This is a genomic window from Komagataeibacter diospyri (assembly GCF_006538165.1).
Taxonomy (GTDB): domain Bacteria; phylum Pseudomonadota; class Alphaproteobacteria; order Acetobacterales; family Acetobacteraceae; genus Komagataeibacter; species Komagataeibacter diospyri.
Genome location: NZ_BDLU01000063.1, coordinates 69,910 through 91,767, shown reverse-complemented (window position 1 = coordinate 91,767; position 21,858 = coordinate 69,910). Strand labels below are relative to the sequence as shown.

Annotated in this window: 19 protein-coding genes, 1 pseudogene and 1 riboswitch; of the genes and pseudogenes, 7 read left to right on the top strand and 13 right to left on the bottom strand. The window is 62.8% G+C overall.

Features of this window, described 5'->3' with window-relative positions; genetic code table 11:
- Positions 1 to 71: 71 nt before the first annotated feature.
- Positions 72 to 536 carry a hypothetical protein gene (locus tag MSKU9_RS14390; protein ID WP_141262075.1) on the bottom strand — a complete coding sequence of 155 codons (465 nt, stop codon included), beginning with the start codon at positions 534 to 536 and terminating at the stop codon, positions 72 to 74.
- A 135-nt stretch (positions 537 to 671) separates the two neighbouring features.
- On the opposite strand from MSKU9_RS14390, the gene MSKU9_RS14385 reads away from it, so the two are divergent.
- Genes MSKU9_RS14385 through MSKU9_RS14375 form a run of 3 tightly spaced genes read left to right on the top strand, consistent with a single transcriptional unit; the run spans position 672 to position 4,879 of the window.
- A complete protein-coding gene (locus tag MSKU9_RS14385; RefSeq protein WP_141262074.1) occupies positions 672 to 2,603 on the top strand; it encodes a transketolase-like TK C-terminal-containing protein in 1,932 nt (643 codons plus the stop codon).
- A 30-nt stretch (positions 2,604 to 2,633) separates the two neighbouring features.
- Positions 2,634 to 3,656 carry a type I glyceraldehyde-3-phosphate dehydrogenase gene (gap, locus tag MSKU9_RS14380; protein ID WP_141262073.1) on the top strand — a complete coding sequence of 341 codons (1,023 nt, stop codon included), beginning with the start codon at positions 2,634 to 2,636 and terminating at the stop codon, positions 3,654 to 3,656.
- On the top strand, positions 3,656 to 4,879 hold the full coding sequence (locus MSKU9_RS14375) for a phosphoglycerate kinase (RefSeq protein ID WP_141262072.1): 1,224 nt from the start codon (positions 3,656 to 3,658) through the stop codon (positions 4,877 to 4,879). The genes gap and MSKU9_RS14375 overlap by 1 nt, the downstream gene beginning before the upstream one ends.
- A gap of 159 nt (positions 4,880 to 5,038) precedes the next feature.
- Here the strand turns inward: MSKU9_RS14375 and ftsY are convergent, their stop codons facing one another.
- From ftsY to MSKU9_RS14355, 4 genes are all read right to left on the bottom strand, one after another.
- Positions 5,039 to 6,055 (bottom strand): signal recognition particle-docking protein FtsY, encoded by a 1,017-nt coding sequence (gene ftsY, locus MSKU9_RS14370; protein ID WP_141262071.1) that lies wholly within the window; start codon positions 6,053 to 6,055, stop codon positions 5,039 to 5,041.
- Between the two features lies 1 nt (position 6,056).
- The gene (gene mtaB / locus MSKU9_RS14365) at positions 6,057 to 7,304 is read right to left on the bottom strand and encodes a tRNA (N(6)-L-threonylcarbamoyladenosine(37)-C(2))-methylthiotransferase MtaB (RefSeq protein ID WP_141262070.1); all 1,248 of its coding nucleotides are present in this window, start codon (positions 7,302 to 7,304) and stop codon (positions 6,057 to 6,059) included.
- Positions 7,301 to 8,125, bottom strand: a complete 825-nt coding sequence (gene dapF, locus MSKU9_RS14360; RefSeq protein WP_141262069.1) for a diaminopimelate epimerase — start codon at positions 8,123 to 8,125, stop codon at positions 7,301 to 7,303. The genes mtaB and dapF overlap by 4 nt, the downstream gene beginning before the upstream one ends.
- A gap of 73 nt (positions 8,126 to 8,198) precedes the next feature.
- Positions 8,199 to 8,600, bottom strand: a complete 402-nt coding sequence (locus MSKU9_RS14355) for a VOC family protein (protein ID WP_141262068.1) — start codon at positions 8,598 to 8,600, stop codon at positions 8,199 to 8,201.
- Between the two features lie 89 nt (positions 8,601 to 8,689).
- On the opposite strand from MSKU9_RS14355, the gene MSKU9_RS14350 reads away from it, so the two are divergent.
- From MSKU9_RS14350 to MSKU9_RS14340, 3 genes are all read left to right on the top strand, one after another.
- Positions 8,690 to 9,334: a class I SAM-dependent methyltransferase gene (locus MSKU9_RS14350; protein WP_141262067.1), complete on the top strand. Its 645-nt coding sequence runs from the start codon at positions 8,690 to 8,692 to the stop codon at positions 9,332 to 9,334.
- Between the two features lie 163 nt (positions 9,335 to 9,497).
- Positions 9,498 to 11,357 (top strand): hypothetical protein, encoded by a 1,860-nt coding sequence (locus MSKU9_RS14345; RefSeq protein WP_141262066.1) that lies wholly within the window; start codon positions 9,498 to 9,500, stop codon positions 11,355 to 11,357.
- 157 nt (positions 11,358 to 11,514) lie between these two features.
- On the top strand, positions 11,515 to 11,817 hold the full coding sequence (locus MSKU9_RS14340; protein ID WP_141262209.1) for a hypothetical protein: 303 nt from the start codon (positions 11,515 to 11,517) through the stop codon (positions 11,815 to 11,817).
- Positions 11,818 to 11,883: 66 nt separating this feature from the next.
- Here MSKU9_RS14340 and MSKU9_RS14335 read toward each other — a convergent pair.
- From MSKU9_RS14335 to gcvT, 6 genes and pseudogenes are all read right to left on the bottom strand, one after another.
- A pseudogene (locus MSKU9_RS14335) lies at positions 11,884 to 12,552 on the bottom strand (ABC transporter ATP-binding protein); the annotation flags it as partial.
- A gap of 74 nt (positions 12,553 to 12,626) precedes the next feature.
- Positions 12,627 to 13,634 (bottom strand): FecCD family ABC transporter permease, encoded by a 1,008-nt coding sequence (locus MSKU9_RS14330; RefSeq protein WP_141262064.1) that lies wholly within the window; start codon positions 13,632 to 13,634, stop codon positions 12,627 to 12,629.
- Positions 13,631 to 14,650, bottom strand: coding sequence for an ABC transporter substrate-binding protein (locus MSKU9_RS14325; protein ID WP_141262208.1), 1,020 nt, complete (start codon positions 14,648 to 14,650; stop codon positions 13,631 to 13,633). The genes MSKU9_RS14330 and MSKU9_RS14325 overlap by 4 nt, the downstream gene beginning before the upstream one ends.
- 276 nt (positions 14,651 to 14,926) lie before the next feature.
- On the bottom strand, positions 14,927 to 17,821 hold the full coding sequence (gcvP, locus tag MSKU9_RS14320) for an aminomethyl-transferring glycine dehydrogenase (RefSeq protein ID WP_141262063.1): 2,895 nt from the start codon (positions 17,819 to 17,821) through the stop codon (positions 14,927 to 14,929).
- Positions 17,822 to 17,853: 32 nt separating this feature from the next.
- Positions 17,854 to 18,219 carry a glycine cleavage system protein GcvH gene (gene gcvH, locus MSKU9_RS14315; protein WP_141262062.1) on the bottom strand — a complete coding sequence of 122 codons (366 nt, stop codon included), beginning with the start codon at positions 18,217 to 18,219 and terminating at the stop codon, positions 17,854 to 17,856.
- Between the two features lie 49 nt (positions 18,220 to 18,268).
- Positions 18,269 to 19,402, bottom strand: a complete 1,134-nt coding sequence (gene gcvT / locus MSKU9_RS14310; RefSeq protein WP_141262061.1) for a glycine cleavage system aminomethyltransferase GcvT — start codon at positions 19,400 to 19,402, stop codon at positions 18,269 to 18,271.
- 259 nt (positions 19,403 to 19,661) lie between these two features.
- Positions 19,662 to 19,749: riboswitch (glycine riboswitch) on the bottom strand.
- 125 nt (positions 19,750 to 19,874) lie between these two features.
- On the opposite strand from gcvT, the gene MSKU9_RS14305 reads away from it, so the two are divergent.
- Complete coding sequence (locus MSKU9_RS14305; protein WP_141262060.1) at positions 19,875 to 20,186, top strand: putative quinol monooxygenase; 312 nt, start codon at positions 19,875 to 19,877, stop codon at positions 20,184 to 20,186.
- A gap of 80 nt (positions 20,187 to 20,266) precedes the next feature.
- On the opposite strand, the gene speE is transcribed toward MSKU9_RS14305, so the two are convergent.
- On the bottom strand, positions 20,267 to 21,127 hold the full coding sequence (speE, locus tag MSKU9_RS14300) for a polyamine aminopropyltransferase (protein ID WP_141262059.1): 861 nt from the start codon (positions 21,125 to 21,127) through the stop codon (positions 20,267 to 20,269).
- A 131-nt stretch (positions 21,128 to 21,258) separates the two neighbouring features.
- Positions 21,259 to 21,723, bottom strand: coding sequence for an adenosylmethionine decarboxylase (speD, locus tag MSKU9_RS14295; protein ID WP_025437442.1), 465 nt, complete (start codon positions 21,721 to 21,723; stop codon positions 21,259 to 21,261).
- Positions 21,724 to 21,858 lie beyond the last annotated feature (135 nt).

The window sequence follows — 21,858 nt, the reverse complement described above, 5'->3', positions numbered from 1 at the left end:
GCCGGGGATTAACCGCCAGCGGGCCACCCTTTATGGCATGATGGAGGCGGAAATTGCAAAACCGCATTGAACTACTGCGCATAAATGCAGACCTGGGTTGCACTGTTCGCGGGCACACTGCGGGCGTCCATTTCCGTCTGGCTGCCACCGGCACCGGCATCCATCACCGCCTGCAGTACCGGCTGGCCATTGGCATCCACCACTTTCTGCATGTCCGGCACGCCGCCATCGCCCCGGTCGGGCACGCTGACCACAATGGTGAACAGCGCATTGGGCTTGCGCGACAGGGCATCGGCCACGGCGGCGCGAACGGCGGGTTTCCATTGTGTATCAGGCGTTCCCGCCACAATGGTCACCAGCGCGGGACGGTCAATGCCGGGCACCGGCGGCGGCGGATGCTGCGGCAGTTGTGGCGGGTCGCCCGCATGGCGGTTGAATGTTTTCTGGCCGATCAGCTTGCACCCGCCCATTACCGGCAGGCAGGCGAATGCGACAAGAAGGACGCGGCGGACAGGGCGCGGGGACGGACGGGACATGACCCCATACCGATACAGTATCCCCCACGCGTGGCATAGTGGGACAACACCGCTAATATTGCCGCCACCCGCGCGGCGCAGTAGTCATGCGAAAGCGGCTCCGACCGATCCTTCCCCGACCAATGGACGACGCCGATGCCTGAAGACCTAGCCAGCACGCCCCTACCCGCGGCATCCCCCGCCGCCGCCAACATGCCCCAGCGGCTGGCAACGGCGATCCGCCACGCCATCAGCACCCACGAGCCCGACCGCCGTTACGCCCCGCATGCGCAGGTCATGGCTGATTTCTGCGCGGTGTTGTGGAGTCGCTTCCTGCGCTTCGATCCCGCCAGCCCCGAATGGCCGGACCGGGACCGCGTCGTGGTATCGTCCCCACGTTATCGTGTACTGCCGCGCATCATGGCCGAACTGTCGGGACAGGCGCCACTGCCGCCACGCGTGGGCGACCCTGCGCGCGCCCGGCACGACCGGCAGGCCTGTGGCCCCAGCGGGCAGGGGCTGGGGGCGGCGATCGGCATGGCACTGGCGGAACAGAACCTTGCGGCACGGTTCGGCCGTTCGCTGGTCAACCACCGCATCTGGGGACTGGGCTGCTGGACGGAGCTGTCCACCGGTGTCGCACTGGAAAGCGCTGCCCTTGCAGGCCAGATGGGGCTGGACCGCGTCACACTGGTCGTTGGCCTGTGGCTGAACGAGCGCGAGGCCGTGGACGCCATACTGCCGCGCTACAGCGCATCGGGCTGGTCGGTCAGGAAGGTGAACGCAGCCAGCCCCGAACAGATCGCGGCCGCCATCACATCATCGCAGCGTACGCACAAACCCTGCCTGATCGCCTGTATCGCAGCCCCCGAAACCGACCCGCCACCGCCCTTCGCCGATGATCCGGGCCTGTGGGCAGGGGCCGCGCGCCGGGGGGCCAGCGCGCGGCGTTCATGGCTGCGCAGATTGCTAAAAGACAGGCAGAAAGCCGAATTCGAACGCATGGCCCGCAACCAGCGTCCCGCCTTCTGGCAACCCGACTGGCAGCGGTCATGGCGGGAACATGGCAGTGCGATCGCCCGTGTTTCCCCCACCTTTGCTGCACAGCGGGGACTCGAGACCCTGCATGAACTCCTGCCCGAACTGACCTGCCTGCGTTCACGCCGGGGCATGCTGGCCGACCTGCCCGCCAACCGTCGGGGCGGCAGCGAAATCGACCTGTCATGCGGGACACAGGTGCATGGCATGGCTGCCCTGCTCAATGGCATTGCCATGCATGACGGACTGCTGGCGTTCGGCACATCGACCATCATCGCGGTGGACCGCATGCGCCCTGCCCTGCGCTACGCCGCCATGACGGACCAGCAGGTGATCTACCTGCTGACCGATGACGACCTGCTGCGCGGCGACGGGGCGGGCGGCGGCCAGCCGGTGGAACAGCTTGCCAGCCTGCGCGCCATGCCAAACGTCGCGGTTTTCCGTCCCGCCGACCACCGTGAGACCATGGAATGCATGGAACTGGCACTGCGGCGGACCAGCGGGCCAAGCCTGCTGACGCTGGAATCCACTCCCGCGCTGGCAACTTCCGCGGCCCCTGAACGTGAACAGCACGGACTGACCAACCTGTGCGCACGGGGCGGTTATGTACTGGCCGAAGCCGAAGGCACGCGACAGGTCACGCTGGTCGCCACGGGGCACGAGGCCATACTGGCGCTGGCGGCGCGCAAACTGCTGCGGGATGCGGGGGTTGCGGCGGCTGTCGTCTCCCTTCCATGCTGGGAACTGTTCGCCGTGCAAAAAATGACGTATCGTGCCGCCGTGCTGGGAACGGCACCCCGGATCGGAATAGAGGCCGCTTCAGGGTTTGGATGGGAACGATGGCTTGGAACGGACGGGCTGTTTGTTGGTATTGACGGATTCGGGGCGCCTTCCGCCCCCGACCGGCCAGACAGCACCGCCGACATCACGCCGGAACGGATCTGCCGCGACGCATTGCGTCTGGTCCGCCCCCAGTCCGACGCCCTGGTTGAAACCGCGGGAGGAAACGGCGCGCCGCCCGGGATGGCATCAACCGATGCCAGTGTGTGAAATGTCTGACCTTACGGAGAAAATAAGAAAATGGCTGTTAAAGTCGCAATAAACGGTTTCGGTCGCATTGGTCGCCTTGTGCTACGTGGCATTATCGAAAGCGGACGCACCGATGTCGTGCCCGTGGCCATCAATGACCTTGGCAGCGTGGCAGATAACGCACACCTGCTGTCCTACGACAGCGTGCATGGCCGCTTCCCCGCCGAAGTGAAGGTGAACGGCAACCAGATCATCATCACCGCCAACGGTCGTACCTACGACCCCATCACCGTCTCGGCCGAGGCCGACCCGACAAAGGTACCGCTCCAGGGCGTGGACGTGGCGCTGGAATGCACCGGCCGTTTCACCGACAAGGAAAAGGCAGCCCAGCTGATCAAGGCGGGCGCACGCAAGGTAATCGTGTCCGCCCCCGCATCGGGCGTGGACGCCACGATCGTGTACGGCGTGAACCAGGACGTGCTGACCCCTGACATGACCGTCATTTCAAACGCGTCATGCACCACCAACTGCCTGGCCCCGGTGGCCAAGGTGCTGGATGACACGTTCGGCATCGAATGCGGCTACATGGTCACCATCCATTCCTACACCGGGGACCAGCGCACGGTGGACACGCTGCACAAGGACCTGCGCCGCGCACGCGGGGCGGCGCTGAACATGATCCCGACCTCCACCGGGGCCGCGCGCGCCGTGGGGCTGGTGCTGCCGCACCTGAAGGGCCGGCTGGATGGCACCGCCATTCGTGTGCCCACCCCCAACGTCTCGCTCGTCTCGCTGGATTTTGTGCCCAAAAAAGCCCCGGCCTCGGTCGAGGAAGTAAACGATGCGCTACGTGCGGCATCCGAGTCCGGCCCGCTGAAAGGCATCCTCGCCTATAACACCGCGCCGCTGGTCAGCACGGATTTCAACCACTCCCCCGCGTCCTCCACCTTTGACGCGACCCAGACAGCCGTGATCGATGGCGGCAAGCTGGTGCGCATCTGCAGCTGGTATGACAATGAATGGGGTTTCTCCAACCGCATGGCCGACACGGCTGCCGTATTCGGGGCACTGTAATGGGCGCGACATCATTCAAGACGCTGGACGACCTTGACGCCACCGGCAAGAAGGTCCTCCTGCGCGCTGATCTGAACGTTCCGGTCCGTAACGCCCAGATCACGGACGCAACCCGCATCCTGCGCCTGCTGCCTACCATACAGGAACTGGCCCGCAAGGGTGCGAAGGTGATTGTCGTCAGTCACTTCGACCGCCCCAAGGGCAAGCCCGTGCCGGAAATGTCGCTTGGCCCGATCGCCGATGCGCTGGGGGATGCGCTGGGCCGTCCGGTCACATTCGTCGATGACTGCATCGGACCGAAGGTGCAGGAGGCGGTGGACGCCATGCAGGACGGGGATGTCGTCGTGCTGGAAAACACCCGTTTCTATCCTGGGGAGGAACAGAACGACCCCGCCCTGGCGAAGGAATTCGCTTCGCTTGCCGATTACTATGTCAATGACGCGTTTTCCGCCGCCCACCGCGCCCATGCTTCGACCGAGGGCGTGGCCCGCCTGCTGCCGTCCTTTGCCGGGCGGCTGATGGAGACGGAACTCAACGCACTGAACATCGCGCTGGAAAACCCGGCGCGTCCGGTGGGCGCCATTGTGGGCGGGGCCAAGATCTCCACCAAGCTCGACCTGATCGGCAACCTGCTGGCCAAGGTGGACATGCTGATCATTGGTGGCGCCATGGCCAACACGTTCCTTGCGGCGCAGGGTGTGAATGTGGGCCGGTCCCTGCAGGAAGCGGACATGCATGACACCGCGCGCGACATCCTTGCGAAAGCAAAGGAAAAGGGCTGCGAGATCGTGCTGCCGGTTGACGCCGTGACCGCCACTGATTTCAGGGCCGACGTGCCGACCCGCACCGTGCCCGTCACCGCCATTCCTGATGACGCAATGATGCTGGATGTCGGGCCGGAAACAGTCAAGCTGATCGAGCAGAAGATCGCGACGCTGAAAACGCTGGTCTGGAACGGTCCGCTGGGTGCATTCGAAATCACGCCATTTGACGCCGCGACCAATGCGGTAGCGCGCGACGTGGCGCGCCTGACCGATGCCGGTGCGCTGAAAAGCATTGCAGGTGGCGGGGATACGGTTTCGGCCCTGCGTCATGCGGGGGTGGAGAAGCATATCTCCTACATTTCCAGCGCGGGCGGGGCCTTCCTCGAATGGATGGAAGGCAAGACACTGCCGGGCATCATGGCGCTGGAAAACATTTTTGAACGCGCGATGCCGATCTGAGGCGAAAGCCATAAAAGTTCCTGGGCGCCGTCTCCTTATTTCCAAAAAAGGCGGCGTTCCCCTGAAGCTTTTTGAAAAAAGCTTCACCAGAAACATCTTCAGGTCAGGGACCATCCCATGGGATGGTCCCTTTTTTCATGCCTGAATGGTTCTGCCGGATCAGCCCGGCTGTTGTGGGTGTTCCGCCCCGGATGGAGGTGCATCGGCAGCTTCCGCCTGTCCTTCGGCGGGCATGTCATCGCGTTCGATGACCTTGATCGAATCGCCAACCAGCCCCTTTGCAAACGCCTCGGCGGAGAACGGACGCAGGTCATCGGCCTGTTCGCCCACCCCCACCAGATGCACCGGCAGGCCGAACGCATCGGCCAGCGCCACCACGATCCCGCCGCGCGCCGAACCATCCAGCTTGGTCACGACCAGCCCGGTCACGTTGACCAGTTCCTTGAACACCCGCACCTGTTCCACCGCATTCTGGCCCGTGGTCGCGTCCAGCACCAGCAGCACGGAATGGGGAGCGGTCTCATCAAACTTGCGCATGACGCGGATGATCTTGGCCAGTTCCTCCATCAGCGCGCTCTTGTTGTGCAGGCGGCCTGCCGTATCGACCAGCAGCAGGTCGGCACCTTCCGCCGTGGCGCGCTTGAGGGCTTCGAACGCCAGACCCGCCGCATCGGCATTGGGCTTGCCCGCAATGACGGGCGCGCCCGTGCGCTCGCCCCATACCTGCAACTGTTCAACGGCGGCGGCGCGGAAGGTATCGCCCGCGACCATCATTACCTTCTTGCCCTGCTCGCCATAAAAACGGGCCATCTTGCCAATGGTGGTGGTCTTGCCGGTGCCGTTCACCCCCACCACCAGCACCACATGCGGCCTGAGCTTCGGATCAGGTTCAAACGGGATGGCGACAGGTTGCAGGATATTGGCGATTTCTTCCGCCAGTGCCTGCCGCACTTCCTCATCCGTTACTTCCTTGCCGAACTTGGAACGACGGAAGGAGTCGATCACCTTTTCCGCGACACTCGGGCCAAGATCGGCGGAGATCAGCAGATCTTCAAGCTCCTCCAGCGCCTGGTCATCCAACTTGCGCCGGGTGAAGACGGCGCTCAGCCCACCGCTGAGTTTCTGTGTGGAGCGCGACAGCCCCGCCTTGAGACGTGAGAAGAAACCAAGTGCCATATCAGAGAATTTCCGCAACCAGTCCGTTATCGTCAACCGCCACCGGGCGCACCGTTTCAATGCGTCCGGCTACGGACACCGCCCCATCCGCCAGCCTTACCGGGGCGAATTCCTCGCTATGTCCCGACGTGTCCGTTTCCATCAGCACCCGCAGCGTACGGCCCATAAGGCGCGCATGGAAATCAAGCGCGGCCTGCGCACCCGCCGCCCGCAGCCGGGCCGCGCGCTCTTTTCGCGCGGGCACGGCAATGGCGGGCATGCGGGCCGCCGGCGTGCCGGGGCGCTCACTATAGGGAAACACGTGCAGGTAAGGCAGGGCGTTCATACGCACGAAATCGAGCGTCTGTTCGAACAGTTCCTCGTCCTCGGTCGGGAAACCGGCGATGATGTCCGCCCCGATACCGATATCGGGCCGCAGCCCGCGTGCCCGCGCCACCACGGCCTGCGCATCCGCCGTCAGGTGCCGCCGCTTCATACGCTTGAGAATGATGTCGCTCCCCGCCTGCAGCGACAGATGCAGATAGGGCATGAAGCGCGGTTCGTTTTCCAGCAGTTTCCATATGTCCTCATCAATCTCCACCGGATCGACCGAGGACAGGCGCAGCCGCTCCAGTTCGGGCACAAGGCCCAGCAGCCTGCGGCACAACTGCCCCAGCGGCGGTCTGCCCGGCAGGTCATCCCCCCATGAGGTAATGTCCACGCCGGTCAGCACCACTTCCCGGTAACCCGACTGCACCAGTGCGCGTACCTGTTCCACCACCACCCCGACGGGTACCGAACGCGACGGCCCGCGTCCGAAGGGAATGATGCAGAAAGTGCAGCGATGGTCGCAGCCCTGCTGTACTTCCACGAATGCGCGGGTGCGTCCTGCGAATTCGGTCACCAGATGCGGGGCGGTTTCACGCGCGGCCATGATGTCGGACACGGCGTTGCCCTGACCCAGCGCCATCTCGCTCCAGCTTGCGGCATCCAGCTTTTCACGGTTACCCAGCACGCGGGTCACGCCGGGCAATGCCGCCCAGCGTTCGGGGTCAATCTGGGCCGCGCAGCCCGTAACCACGATACGTGCATCAGGGCGGTCGCGATGGGCGCGGCGCACGGCCTGACGGGCCTGTCGCTCGGCCTCGCCCGTCACGGCGCAGGTATTCACGATCACCACATTGTCCAGCGCGGCTGCGTGATTGCGCATCACCTCGCTTTCATATGTGTTGAGACGACAGCCGAATGTCAGGATTTCCGGCTTCTTCATCGGGGATAGTCTTCCGGGTTGAACGTGCCATTGAAACTGGTCTGCGCGGGACCGGTCATCAGCACATGGCCATCATTTTCGCGCCATGTGATGGTCAGTTCACCACCATCCATCACCACGGTGCAGGTCCGCTCCACCAACCCGCGACGTATGGCGTTGACCACGGCGGCACACGCACCCGAACCACACGCCCGCGTCAGGCCGCTGCCGCGTTCCCATACCCGCAGCCGCATGGCCCCAGGACCCGTGACATGGGCGAAACCGATATTGGCACGCTGGGGAAACAGGGGATGATGTTCCAGTTCCGGCCCCGCCACGCATGGGTCGATGGCATCAGCGGTGGGCAGGAAAAAGGTCGCATGCGGGTTGCCCATGGACACGGCGGCCGGATCGCCCGCGATGGGCAGGTGCAGCGTGTCCATTTCTTCCGCCAGTGGCACATCCGTCCAGCCCTGCGCGGGCGTTCCCATATCCACCGTCACCAGACCGGAGCGGATAATGGTGGCATGCAGCACGCCCGCGCGGGTCTGTAGCCCGACGCGATCCCGCCCGGTCTCGCGCGCCAGCAGGTCGGCGACACAGCGCGAGGCGTTACCGCACGCCCCTGATTCCGACCCGTCGGCATTGAAGAAACGCACGAACACGTCCGCTCCCTGCGCACAGGCGGGACGCAGGGTCACAAACTGGTCGCAGCCAATTCCGGTATGGCGGTCGGATAATGCGGCGATCCGGGCAGGTGTCAGGTCATGGCGGTGGACGCGTTCATCCACCACCACAAAATCATTGCCCAGCCCGTGCATCTTGAGAAAACCGGTCATCATCCGTCCTGTATAGGGGCAACCCACCCCTGTATGCGAGCGGGATGACACCCCGCGCGCGGCCTTGCAAGCCCGATCAGAGAAAACGCCCCGGCCGACCGCGCTGCAATACTTCAATCCTGTAGCCATCCGGGTCGGCAATGAAAAAGAACCGCCCCACGAACCGCTCCCCGCACGACATGTCCCTGACCGCCAGCGGCGACAGCCCGGCCGCCACAAGACGGGCATGTTCCCCGTCCACATCCGCGACCGAAACCGCCAGGTGACCATAGCCATCGCCCAGGTCATAGGGCGTGGTGCGGTCGTGGTTGACGGTCAGTTCCAGTTCGAACGTCTGTTCGTCATTGGACAGGTAGATAAGGGTGAAAGTATCGAAAACAAGCCGGTCGGCCACCTTCAGACCGAAAGCCGTATCATAGAATGCAAGGCTCGCGGCTTCATCACGCACGCGGATCATCGAATGGATCATACGGGCCATTCTGCTTTTCTCCTGTTCCCTACGGCCGGGCGCGTGATACTACGCCCACCGCATATGGCGTTGTTACTTCCGTACTGTCTGGCACATTCATGAACGACCTGCACGGGTTCCACCCGCATTCCTTCACTGCCGCATCGAATGAATCCGATACGGTATTCTATTCCCGCAGGCCCGCAGGTCCCATGCTGGACCAGGGCGCGCTTACGGCCATTACCGCGCTGTACCGCACGCTGCTGCCCGAAGATGGCAATATCCTTGACCTCATGGCCGGTCCGGACAGCCACCTGCCATCCGACATGGAATTTGACAGCGTGATCGGCATAGGCGTCAACACGCAGGCGCTGGACAGCAATCCGCGCCTGACCGACCGGGTGGTGGAAGACATAAACGAAACGCCCGACCTGCCACTGGCAGATGAAAGCATGGATGCAGCCCTGCTGTGCGATGTTGCGCCCTACCTGCGCCAGCCCGTGCATGTCTTTCGCGAAATTGCCCGCGTGCTGCAACCCGGTGGCCTGATCATCATTACATTCGGCGACCGTTTCATCCCGCAGAAGGCCACGGCGCTGTGGCAGGCGCTGGATGAGGGGGACCGCCGCCGCATGCTGTCGATCCTGCTGCAACGCGCAGGCTTTGGCCCGGTGGATAATGGCAACGTCTCCCCTGCCCCCGAGGACCTGTTCTGGCATGACGCCGTTCATGCCATGACGGCGCGCCGTCCTGACATTTTGTAACATAAAACCAATAATACGGCCCTGCCCGTTACATTATCGTCCTGATACACAGCATCGGGCCATAGGTTGGACCGATATTAAAAGAAATTATCATTTACCCCTTTATTCAGAAATGTTTTGACATATATTCTGTGTAACCTGATTTGGGGCCCCCTGGCAGTACATGCGGATTCCGTCTTTTTCCATAACCCGGCGTGTGCGTCTGTCACACGTGCTGATGGTGTGTTCCGTTCTGGCCCCGTTTCCTGCCTGGGCTGACGAAGATCCAGAATCACTGGATATCATGGAACGCCAGATGGAGCAGCTGCAGCAGCAGCAGATGGCATTGCAGAAAAGCCTGCAGGCCATGCGCCAGCAGATCATCCAGCACCGCGCCCAGCTGGGCGGTACCGCAGCCCATGGCGGTCACCCGCTGGAGGTCACGGGATCGGGCGGGCATGTACGCGGCGGCTGGACCCCGGTGGAAGGACACGCCCCCGCATCGTCCCAGACGGCGGGGATCGAACCCATGGCGCGCCCGCGCATTGGCGGCCATTCCGACCCGGTATCCGAACTGGGCGACCAGCCGACCTATGAATCGGTCGTGGCGCACCGTGAGGAAGACCTGATTTCCCACATGGCCAACAACAATGTCGGCCCGCATAACCGTGAAACGGTGGGGGCGCAGTCGGCTGGCGCCCTGGGCAGCAAGGTGTTTCACCTTGGTCCCGTGTCCATCATCCTTGGTGGTTTCTTCGATGCGGCGGCACTGGTGGAAAACCGGCAGGTTTCATCGGGCATTTTCAACTACTGGAACGCCATTCCCTTCCGCAACAGCTCGAATTTCCACACCACCAATTTCAATGGCGATGCGCGGTATTCGCGCTTCTCGCTCATGGCGCGGGGACAGCTTAACCCGCACCTGACGGTGGCGGGGTTCGTGGAAACGGATTTTGGCGCCAGTGCTGAAACCACCAACCCGTATGAAAGCAATTCCTACGTGCCCCGGCTGCGACAGGCTTACCTGACGCTGGATGATTCGCACGCCAACATGCATTTCCTGATCGGTCAGGCCTGGACCATGCTGACGCCTGACCGCGTGGGTATCGTGCCCCGACAGGAAAGCCTGCCCGAAACGATCGAATCCTCCATCCTTGCGGGACAGACATGGTCACGACAGTGGCAGCTGCGCGTGGTCAAGGATTTCATGAACCACCGTGTGTGGACAGGTTTTTCGATTGAAAACCCAGCCACCATCTATGATACGACCGGCTTCTCCGCGTCGGGGGATAACGGGGAATACAGCCTGCCCGGCAGCGGCAACTATGCCAAGGTCGGTTCCAACGGTGTGGGGCTGAGCAGCAACACCACCAATTATTCCAACGAAATCGCCCCCGACATCATCGGCAAGGTGGCATGGGACCCGACATGGGGCCATTACGAAATCGAGGGACTGCTGCACTTTCCCCACGACCGTTCCGTCATCAATGGTGTAGGCGAAAACCATACCGCCATCGCATGGGGGGCTGGCGGGTCGATGATCCTGCCGGTCATTCCCCACCGGCTGGAAGTGCGGCTGGCAGGACTGGCGGGCCGGGGCATAGGCCGTTACGGCTCGGTCCTGCTGCCTGATGCCACGCTGCGGGCCAATGGCGCGCCCGCCCTGCTGTCCAGCGCGCAGACAACCGCGGGCGTGATCGCGCATCCGAACAAGGTGCTCGACGTCTATGGCTATTTCGGCATGCAGCGTTCAGGCCGCAGCTATTTTGATTCAGATGGCACGGCCTATGGCTATGGCAACCCGCTGGCAAACAATACCGGCTGCGAAACCGAAGGGTCAGAGGCCTGCGTCGCCAACATCCGTTCGGTGGAGGAATTCACCATCGGCGCATGGTACCGCTTCATCCACGGCCAGTATGGCACGGTGCAGGCGGGCACGCAGCTGGCCTATTCGCGTGTGCATACATGGGGGGGCATGGGTGGCGCGCCGACAACCAGCCTGAGCGAAATCTTCTTTGACTTCCGTTACCTGCCATTCCAGTAATCGCCCCCTTTCTGCGGGAGATATTGCGTCCGGCATGGAAAAGGAGGAAGGTGGCCCACAATCGGGGATGATGGAAAGGCCAGCACTCATGTCAATCAGGTTACGGCACTTGGTTCTGCTGGGTGTATTATGTGCCCCTGTCGTGCCGGGTGTAGCGATGGCTGATGCCGGGCATGCCGACGCTGGCAACGAAGATCCCGGCGAAGCCTCGCAGCGTCATTTTTCCATGCACCAGCTTTCCAAAAAGCCACCCCTGCCCCGGCTGCACATGGATTACAGCCAGTACCGCTACATCCCGCCGGGTGACAGGATCAAGGAACAGCCGGACCTGAACCGTCTGCTGTTCTGGACCCCATCGGGGGAGCCGGACGGCTATGCGGAACGACGAGGCACCGCCGTCCTGTATTATGACCGCACTGGCAAGGCCGTGCGTGTTGATACCAACCCGTACGGTCGCTAAAATCCTGTTTTAAAATGAAAGTTTTTGGGTGCCGCCTTTTGAAAAGAGCTTCACCAGAAACTTGCTTCAGTTTTCTGCCTGCTGCTGTGGCACATAAAGCTGGTCCAGCATGGACGGTACCAGCAGGGATGCAGCCGGTCCATCCGCCATGACCCGGCCATGACGCAGCAGGATGGCCCGATCAAATATACCAGCAGCCTGAACCGGGTCATGCGTGGTGGCGACAATGGCGTGGCCCTGTGCCGCCAGCCTGCGCAGCAGGGCGTACAGCCGCAGCTTCTGCCCGTAATCAAGGCCGGTTTCCGGTTCATCCAGGATCAGGATGCGGCCCCCCTGCGCCAGCGCGCGGGCCAGCAGCACGGCCTGCCGTTCCCCACCCGACAGTTCGGTATAGGGCCGCGTGGCAAGATGGATTATCGACAGTTCCGCCAGTGCATGTGTCACCGCTTCCCGGTCGCGTTCATGCAGCGTGGGGGCAAACGGCGTTTCCGCAAGTCGCCCCATGCCCACGATATCGCGCACGCTATAGGGAAACAGCGGCACATGCCCCTGCGGCACATAGGCGATGCGACGGGCGACCTCACGCCGGGACCAGTCCACCATGGGCTTTCCATCCAGCCAGACCTGTCCTGAATCCGGGCGGGCAAGGCCCAGCAGCAGGCGTAGCAGCGTGGTCTTGCCCGCACCATTCGGCCCCAGCAGGGCCGTCATTTCCCCCGTGCGGATACCCAGCGAGACATCATGCAGCACCGTGCGACGTCCCCGGTGGAAACCTGCATGCTCCATCCACAGGATGGCGCCATCCCCGTTCATGCCCGCCACCCGCGCCGCAACAGCGGCAGCACCGCGACAAACACAGCCACTCCCAGCAGATCGGCAATCAGGCCCACGGGTATTTCCTCCGCCGACAGGGTGCGCGCCAGATCGTCACACACCAGCAGGAACATTGCGCCGATGCACGCACTGACCGGCAGTACGCGCATGTTGCATGGCCCGACCAGCAGGCGCGCGACATGGGGTACCACAAGCCCCACCCAGCCAATCATGCCCGCAACCGCAACCGTCATGGCCGCCAGCACCGTGGCCCCGCCAATCACCCCGTATCGCAGCGCCATGACCGGAATGCCCAGCGTGCGCGCTTCCTCATCCCCCATGGCCAGCCCGTCCAGCATCCGCCCACAGGCCGACAGCAGCACGATCCCCACCACGACCGGCCCCACCAGCACGCCCAGCGCCTGCGGTGTCACCTGCGTCAGGCTGCCCAGCAGCCAGAATACGATATCGGGCAACTGGTTCTGCGGGTCCGCCACGTATTTGAGCAGTGACAGCAGCGCGGTAAACAGCGCCGAACTGATCAGCCCGCCGAATATCAGCATCAGCATGGATGCAGCGTCGAACATCTGTGCCACCCCCACCCCGAACGCCACCGCCGCCAGACCACCGAAAAAGGACAGAGCCGCCACACCCGCATGCCCCATGCTCCATACAATGCCCAGCGCCGCCCCCATGCCAGCCCCTGCCAGCACGCCAAGCAGCCCGGGGGAAACCAGCGGATTGCGAAACACTGCCTGATACGCGGCCCCCGCGACCGACAGTGCCGCCCCCACGCATATCGCCCCCCCTATCCGGGGCAGGCGCGCACCGAACAGGACAGTATGCACCATGTCACCATTTGCCGAGGCATGCCCAGCCGTCAGCAGGGCATGCAGTACCTGCCCCGGCTGCAGTGGAAAACGCCCGATACAGGCCGACAGAACCGCCAGCACCACCAGACCGGCGCCACACAGGCACCCGACCACGCGCACGCGCAGGATCACGGTGTGCCGCTCGCCATGGATTCGGGCGGCTGGCCCGCAAGGATACGGGCCGCATCCTGCGCACTCAGTGCATAATGAAAATAGGTATCGTAGAATTCACGTGTCAGCAGCAGCGGATCCACATCACCAAACAGGTCGGGATGCAGGATCTTCGCAGCCCAGCTGATCTGTAGCGGCAGTTCGCTGCCATACCGGTCCCACGGGAAAACACCCGACGGATTGTTATGCACCCTGCCCTCACGCACCGCGCGCAGGCGCTGCCACATCCCGCCATCAGCCGCAGGGTCCAGCGTGCCGCAATCGGGACCAAGGATGATGACATCCGGATCCCATGCCGCCACCTGCTCGACCGAAACAGGCTTCATGTTGCCGCTTATGCCCCGTGCGGCGTTACGGCCACCGGCAAGGGTGATCCATTCATCAACAATGCTGTCCGCCCCATCTACCTTCAGCGGGTGCAGCGACTGGACATGCAGCACGCGCGGGCGCTGCGCATCCGCCACACCGGACAGCCGGTCCCGCGCATCATTGACGGTCTGTCGCATCATGGTGCGGTAACGGGTGGCGGTCGCATGCGCCTGTTCGGTACCCAGGGCCGCTGCTGTCATGTCCATGACCCGCAGCAGTCCGTCCACATCATGGAAGGAGGCGACAAGCGTTGGCACCCCCACCCCACGGAACGCCGCGATGGCAGCCGAGGCATCAGGCACGAATACCAGATCCACCCTGTCCTGCAGCAGGGTTTCGGCATTGACCTGCGGACCGTTGACGGCGCGGGCCTGATAGAGGGCGGGAAAGACCCTGTACATCCATGGCCGCGCCTGCGGGCGGTCCACGGTCATGACAATCTGCCTTGCCCCACCCAGCATCAGCACCAGTTCGTTATGGGCGAACCACAGGTCGGCAATCCGCGCGGGGTGGTCAGGCACGGACTGGGTCACGCCCGCCATGTCCGTCACGTCCCGCGCCATGGCGGGTGACGGGACAGGGATGCCTGCCGCGATCGTGCAGGCCATTACCCCGATACCCAGCCAGCGTGTGCCCCATTCCACCGTAATGTTTCCTTCCCGCAGTCCGTGTATTGTATCGCAACAGATATATACATGAACCACCGGGACGCAATCAGCCCCGAAGAAAGGTTTTCTGACAAATCACCCTGAAAAAAGGCTGAAAACAAAAGAAGTTTCTGATGAGGCTTTTTGCAGAAAACTTCATCAGAACGCTCCTTTTTACACAGGACGGCAGGCAGAAACCCTTGTTATTTCCGGCCAGCCCGTTGTTCTGAAATACCCCTAACCAGCATAGGTGCTGATATCGGGACATGAACAGACAAGGTTGCGATCCCCATAGGCATTATCCAGCCGGTTGACCGGGGACCAGTATTTGCTGGCCGCCACCACAGCCCCCGGCAGGCTGGCCTGCGCGCGGTCATAGACATGGGCCCAGTCCGGGTCGGTCACGTCACGCACGGTATGCGGGGCGTGGCGCAGGGGACTGTCGTCGATGGTCAGCACGCCATTTTCAACCGCCGTGATTTCGGCGCGGATGGCGATCATCGCATCACAGAAGCGGTCCAGTTCGGTCCGGCTTTCGGATTCTGTGGGTTCGATCATGAATGTGCCCGCTACCGGAAAGCTGACCGTAGGCGCATGGAACCCGTGGTCGATCAGGCGTTTGGCGATGTCATCCACCGTAACGCCGACCTTATCCTTCAGCGGGCGCAGGTCGATGATGCATTCATGCGCAACCCGCCCGTTCGCGCCGCGGTACAGCACGGGATAATGTGATGACAGCCGGGTTGCGATGTAGTTGGAATTCAGGATCGCGACCTCGGTCGCGCGCTTCAGTCCCGCATCACCCATCATGACCATGTACATCCACGAAATGGGCAGAACATCGGCGGACCCGAAGGGGGCTGCCGAAATGGCATTGGCCTCACCCTTCTGCGGCGCGCCCGGCAGGTAGGGGGCCAGATGCGCGCCCACCCCGATCGGCCCCATGCCGGGGCCACCGCCACCATGCGGAATGCAGAAGGTCTTGTGCAGGTTGAAATGGCTGACATCCCCGCCATACACGCCCGGCTGCGCAAGACCGACCTGCGCGTTCAGGTTCGCGCCATCGACATACACCTGCCCACCTGCCGCGTGCACCAGTGCGCAGATTTCGCGCACGTTGTCTTCAAACACACCATGGGTGGAAGGATAGGTAATCATGATCGCGGCCAGATCGTCGGCGTGTTTCGCGATCTTGGCCTTCAGGTCGTCAATATCGACATTACCCTGCGGATCGCACGCCACCACCACGATACGCATGCCCGCCATCTGCGCCGATGCGGGATTCGTGCCGTGCGCCGATGCCGGGATCAGGCATACGTCACGCCCTATGTCGCCACGTGCATGGTGATAGCCGCGAATGGCCATAAGCCCCGCGAACTCCCCCTGTGCGCCGGAATTGGGCTGGAGCGAGACAGCGGCATAACCGCTGATCTGGCACAGCATCCGCTCAAGGTCGGTAAACAGACGGGCATAACCGCGCATCTGGTCCGCTGGCGCGAAGGGATGGATATTGCAGAATTCCGGCCATGTGATCGGCAGCATTTCCGCCGTGGCGTTCAGCTTCATGGTGCATGACCCCAGCGGGATCATGGAACGGTCCAGCGCCAGGTCACGATCGGCAAGGCGGCGCAGGTAACGCAGCATGTCGGTTTCCGACCGGCAGGCGGAAAAGATGGGCTGGGTCAGCATTGTGCCCGTGCGGGCAAGGCCTGCGGGGATGGGGCTGGCGATATCGGCAAGGCTGGCCTCGACCTGCCCGACCTTCGTCGCGTCGCCGCTCACGCGGGCCCAGACCGCGCGCACCGTGTCTGGCGTGGTGGTTTCATCAAGGCTTATGCCCACATGCGTCGCGTCCACGCGGCGCAGGTTCATGCCCGCATCCAGCGCACGCGCCATCACGGCGTCCGTATCCGCGCCGGTTTCAACCGTAACCGTATCAAAGAACGCCGTTGTCACAACCGTTGCACCCAGCGCACGCAGGCCTGCTGCCATGATCGTGGCAAGCCTGTTGATGCGCGTGGCGATGGCCCTCAGGCCCACCGGGCCATGGTACAGCGCATACATGGACGACACGATGGCGGGCAGCGCCTGTGCGGTGCAGATGTTCGATGTCGCCTTTTCACGGCGGATATGCTGCTCACGCGTCTGCAGCGCCAGACGGTAGGCGGGATTGCCGCGCGAATCGATGGACACGCCCACGATCCGCCCCGGAATATTGCGGCGGAACGCATCACGCGTCGCCATATAGGCCGCATGCGGGCCACCCGCCCCCATGGGCATGCCGTAACGCTGCATGGACCCGATGGCGATATCCGCCCCCAGTGCGCCGGGGCTTTCCAGCAGCATCAGCGCCATGGGGTCCGCCGCGACACCCGCAATCGCGCCCGTCGCGTGCAGGCTTTCGATCCATGCGCGTGGATCGCGGATTTCCCCCGATGATCCCGGATACTGGAACAGCGCGCCAAACACCGCCTGCGGGTCCAGATCGGTAGCGGGATCACCCACCACGACCTGCCAGCCCATCGGTTCGGCACGGGTGCGCACGACCGCGATGGTCTGCGGGTGACAGTCGGCATCGATGAAAAAGGCGTTCGCCCTGGTCTTGGCCACGCGGCGGGCCATGGCCATGGCTTCGGCAGCTGCCGTCCCCTCATCCAGCAGCGAGGCATTGGCCACGTCCAGCCCGGTCAGTTCGATCACCAGCGTCTGGAAGTTCAGCAGTGCTTCCAGCCGTCCCTGGCTGATTTCGGGCTGGTACGGGGTATAGGCCGTATACCAGGCCGGGTTTTCCAGCACGTTGCGCTGGATTACGCCGGGCAGGATCGTATCGTAATACCCCTGCCCGATCAGCGATGTCAGAACCCGGTTTTCCGCCGCAATCGCGCGCAGACGGGCCAGTGCGACATGTTCGGGCACGCCCGCGCCAAGGCCCATGGCCCCCGACAGGCGGATATTGCCCGGCACTGTCTGCGCCATAAGCGTATCGAGGCTGTCCGCCCCCACCACACGTAGCATGTCGGCCACATCATTGGCATCCGGTCCGACATGACGGGTGCAGAACGCACCGGCATCATCACCCAGATCATGCCACAGGGAAGAAGAACCACAGGGGGAAGACGTCACGGCCAGCATACTCCGTAAAGCAGGGGAAACAGGTGGGAAGATCAGCCAACCAGTGCGGTATAGGTGGCCTTGTCCATCAGACCCGCAAGCTGGGATGCATCCGCAATGGTCATGCGCACGATCCAGCCTTCACCTTCCGGGTCACGGTTGACCAGGGCCGCGTCATCACCCAGCGCATCGTTGAACGCCAGCACGTCACCCGTTACCGGCGCGTAGATATCGGACGCAGCCTTGACCGATTCCACCACGGCCACGCTGTCGCCCTGTTCCACCGTCGTGCCGGGATCGCGGGCTTCGGCAAAGACCAGTTCGCCCAGTTCATTCGCCGCATGGGCGGTAATGCCGACAACCGCGACATCGCCCTCAACGCGCAGCCACTCATGTTCCTTGGTGTAATAAACAGTCATGTCCATGCTCCATTGATCTGAAATATGTCTGAAAAAACAGGGAAAAACCCTAGCGTTTGAAGGTCGCCGCCACGAAGGGCAGCGCCGTTACCACCACCGGCAGCAACCGGCCACGCACGCTGGCGAACAGTGATGCGCCGATGGCTGCATGGTCGGCCGCCACATACCCCATGGCGACGGGCCCCCCCACGCTGGGGCCAAATGCACCCGACGTCACATAACCGGCTGGCTGCGTGCCCGCTTCATCGGCGAACAGTTCGGCCCCGCCACGGACTGGCGCACGCCCCTGCGCACGCAGCCCCACACGGCGGCGCGTCGTGCCATCCGTCAACTGCTCGGCCATGATCGCAGCCCCCGGATAACCACCGGCCCGCGCACCACCGGGTTTACGGCTTTTCTGGATGGACCATTCAAGGGCGGCCTCAACCGGGGTGGTGGTCTGGTCGATATCGGACCCGTACAGGCACAGCCCGGCTTCCAGCCGCAGGCTGTCACGCGCACCAAGGCCGACAGGCGCAACATCGGGATGGGCCAGCAGGGCACGGGCCACGGTGAGCGCCCCGTCTTCCGCCATGCCGATTTCAAAACCGTCCTCACCCGTATAGCCGGACCGCGAGACGATGCAGGAAACACCCGCCAGTTCCATCTGCGCCACGTCCATGAAACGCATTCCGGCGGCTTTGGGATCAAGGGCAACAAGGGCTGCTTCCGCCGCTGGCCCCTGCAGCGCGATCAGGGCACGATCGGCCAGCATTTCCACATCACAGCTGGCATTCAGCGCGTCATGCACATGCGCGAAATCGGCATCCCTGCACGCGGCATTGACCACCAGCAGCAGCCAGTCACCCATGTTGGTGACCATCAGGTCGTCGCTAATGCCGCCATCCGCCGTCGTGAATACGGCATAACGCTGGCGACCGGGTTTCAGGCCAACGATATCGGCGGGCACCAGCGCCTCCAGCGCATGGGCGGCGTCCGCGATCTGGCCGGATTTCGGGCGGATGCGCACCTGCCCCATGTGCGAGACATCGAACAGTCCCGCCTTCGCCCGGGTGTGCAGGTGTTCGGCCATGACACCGGCAGGATACTGTACCGGCATGTCATAACCCGCGAACGGCACCATCCGCGCGCCGAGTTCAAGGTGAAGGTCGTAAAGCGGCGTACGCAGCAGGGGCTGGTTCATGCGGGCTGGGCCTTGTGCAGGTCCGCATGCGCGCAGGCAGCCCCACATGCACGGCATGCGGACAACGTGGCACGGTACGCGCCAGCGGAACAGGGAACGGAAAACGGGGACAGGGGAAAAACACGGGCAGGCAACGGCGTGAACATGCGGGACTCCTGTCGAATCCGGATGGATTCAAAGAGCCCCTTCTGTCGCATGTGCCTGAGATCGTTATCCCGTCGGCGGATATCCGGGTCAGGGATACCTCTTTCCAGAATTCTTGGCCGACCGGTCCTTTGGCCTGAGAGTTTCCGGGGCGGTTGCTCCTTCGGCGCTGGCGCGAAGCCAGTCTCTCCCGTGTCGACAGAGCTGACTTGACATGACCGGATGCGCCAAGTCAATCCATGAAAACCATCCCGGCTCCAGGACGCCGCCGCCCCCCTGCATTCAGGTATGACGTTCTGGACACGTAATGTAAAAAGGATACATCCCCATGACCACAAGCCCGCTGACCATCGTGGCCGAATTCCGAATTCCTGCTGAAAACCGTGACCACTTCCTTGAACTGTGCGCCTATGACAGCGCGCATTCCGTGGCGGATGAAAGCGGCTGCCAGCGATTTGAAGCAGTCAGCCCGATGGATGACCCGCAGACCGTCATCCTGGTGGAAGTCTATGATGATGAAGCCGCATTCGAGACCCATCTCGCCACCCCCCACTTCAAGGTCTTTGAAGTGGCCGTGAAGGAGCTGGGCGCGGAACTGGTCAGCCTGCGCAAGACCGCGCGTATTGCGCCCAGGTCCTGACTGTCAGCCTGACGCCGCAACGAAAAAAGGCCGGAGGGGTTTTTCCCTCCGGCCTTTTTCATGTCATCGGCGTCATACGTTCAGCGCGGCAGGTTCTTCGCGATATAGGGCGGCAGGGTGAAGGATGCGACGTGCATTTCCGGCGTCCAGTACCGCGTATGCGCAATGCCGGCCTTCTGCGCGCGCGCGCGGATCACATCAACCGGCTGCTGCCCCGGCACAACGCCCTTGGCCGCGACACCCAGCGTCATGAAACCGCCGACATAGGTGGGGACCGCCGCGACATAGGCCGAAACATGGTCGAAAAACTGCGCGCGGCGCGCACTGGTATCGCGCAGTTCATCCGCCTGCATGAACGGCACGCCACACTGGTTCACGATAATGCCGTTGGCCGTCAGGATGCGGGCGCAGTGTTTGTAGAACGAATCGGTAAACAGCACTTCCCCAACCCCGATCGGGTCGGTGCTATCCACGATGATGACATCAAACGACCCGTCTGCCGCATTGGTCACATATTCGATCCCGTCGCCCACGATCACCTCGGCGCGCGGATCGTTCCATGCGTTCCCCGCGATGGAAGGCAGGAATTCCTTGGACAGTGCGATCACGTCACCGTCGATCTCGACCATTACGGCCTTTTCCACGGTGCCATGTTCCAGCACGCGCCGCAGCACGCCGCCATCACCCGCGCCGATAATCAGCACGCGCTTCGCATCGCCATGCTCCAGCAGCGGCACATGGGTCAGCATTTCCTGATAGACGAATTCATCGCGTTCCGTGATCTGGACCACGCCATCCAGCATCAGCACGCGGCCGAGATCGACGTTCTCGAACACGGCGATATCCTGGAACGCGCTTTTTTTGCGCGCCAGCATCCGGTCCACACGCAGTTCCTGCCGCCAGCCTTCGTACAGGCCTTCGCTGATCCACTCACGGGACATTGCGATCCCCCTTTCGTCCTATATCAATGCACATGAAAAAGCGCGGGCCGGAAATCAATCCGGCCCGACACTTGCGTTTTGTCGTGAAAGTCACACCGGGACATGGTGAACCCTGCCCCGGCCACAGCCGGCTAAAGCTGCACGCGCCCCCGGCGCTGCTCATCCACCTCGATCCGGCCGGCCTGGAACAGGCGCTGCATGACCGGGATCGCAAGATGCGGATCGCATGCCCCACACATGAAAATATCCACGGCGGCAAAGTTCCGCTCGGGCCATGTGTGGATCGAGATATGGCTTTCCGCCAGCACGACCACGCCTGACACGCCCCCATTGGGCGTGAAGTGATGGAAGTGACTGTGCAAGATCGTAGCCCCTGCCGTCACGGCGGCTTCACACAGGGTACGGTCGATCTGCTCGGGATCATCAAGATTCCGGGCATCCCAAAGATCGACAAGAAGGTGCGTTCCCGCAAACTTCATTCCGTCTTTTTCGACGAAATAATCCTTCCGGTCGTCCTCGGACGAAAACGGCGCTGAAGAGATCTGGTTATCGCTCGGGTGTTCCGAGACCATCCCCAGTTGAGCAAGTGCGTTCATCACGTACCCCCAAACCAGTAGACAGCCTGTTGGGCAAGATTGCCCCCTTGGGCCAAGAGAGGCGCTGATAGGGCCTGCGGGCCTTGTGGCGCAAGTGTTTTTCGCACCCCCGCCAAAGTTTTTTTCCCACCCACC

Coding starts and splice junctions, on each gene's coding strand:
- MSKU9_RS14390 (WP_141262075.1), bottom strand. CDS start 536: ATGTCCCGTCCGTCCCCGCGCCCTGTCCGCCGCGTCCTTCTTGTCGCA.
- MSKU9_RS14385 (WP_141262074.1), top strand. CDS start 672: ATGCCTGAAGACCTAGCCAGCACGCCCCTACCCGCGGCATCCCCCGCC.
- gap (WP_141262073.1), top strand. CDS start 2,634: ATGGCTGTTAAAGTCGCAATAAACGGTTTCGGTCGCATTGGTCGCCTT.
- MSKU9_RS14375 (WP_141262072.1), top strand. CDS start 3,656: ATGGGCGCGACATCATTCAAGACGCTGGACGACCTTGACGCCACCGGC.
- ftsY (WP_141262071.1), bottom strand. CDS start 6,055: ATGGCACTTGGTTTCTTCTCACGTCTCAAGGCGGGGCTGTCGCGCTCC.
- mtaB (WP_141262070.1), bottom strand. CDS start 7,304: ATGAAGAAGCCGGAAATCCTGACATTCGGCTGTCGTCTCAACACATAT.
- dapF (WP_141262069.1), bottom strand. CDS start 8,125: ATGATGACCGGTTTTCTCAAGATGCACGGGCTGGGCAATGATTTTGTG.
- MSKU9_RS14355 (WP_141262068.1), bottom strand. CDS start 8,600: ATGGCCCGTATGATCCATTCGATGATCCGCGTGCGTGATGAAGCCGCG.
- MSKU9_RS14350 (WP_141262067.1), top strand. CDS start 8,690: ATGAACGACCTGCACGGGTTCCACCCGCATTCCTTCACTGCCGCATCG.
- MSKU9_RS14345 (WP_141262066.1), top strand. CDS start 9,498: ATGCGGATTCCGTCTTTTTCCATAACCCGGCGTGTGCGTCTGTCACAC.
- MSKU9_RS14340 (WP_141262209.1), top strand. CDS start 11,515: ATGGCTGATGCCGGGCATGCCGACGCTGGCAACGAAGATCCCGGCGAA.
- MSKU9_RS14325 (WP_141262208.1), bottom strand. CDS start 14,650: ATGGCCTGCACGATCGCGGCAGGCATCCCTGTCCCGTCACCCGCCATG.
- gcvP (WP_141262063.1), bottom strand. CDS start 17,821: ATGCTGGCCGTGACGTCTTCCCCCTGTGGTTCTTCTTCCCTGTGGCAT.
- gcvH (WP_141262062.1), bottom strand. CDS start 18,219: ATGACTGTTTATTACACCAAGGAACATGAGTGGCTGCGCGTTGAGGGC.
- gcvT (WP_141262061.1), bottom strand. CDS start 19,402: ATGAACCAGCCCCTGCTGCGTACGCCGCTTTACGACCTTCACCTTGAA.
- MSKU9_RS14305 (WP_141262060.1), top strand. CDS start 19,875: ATGACCACAAGCCCGCTGACCATCGTGGCCGAATTCCGAATTCCTGCT.
- speE (WP_141262059.1), bottom strand. CDS start 21,127: ATGTCCCGTGAGTGGATCAGCGAAGGCCTGTACGAAGGCTGGCGGCAG.
- speD (WP_025437442.1), bottom strand. CDS start 21,723: ATGAACGCACTTGCTCAACTGGGGATGGTCTCGGAACACCCGAGCGAT.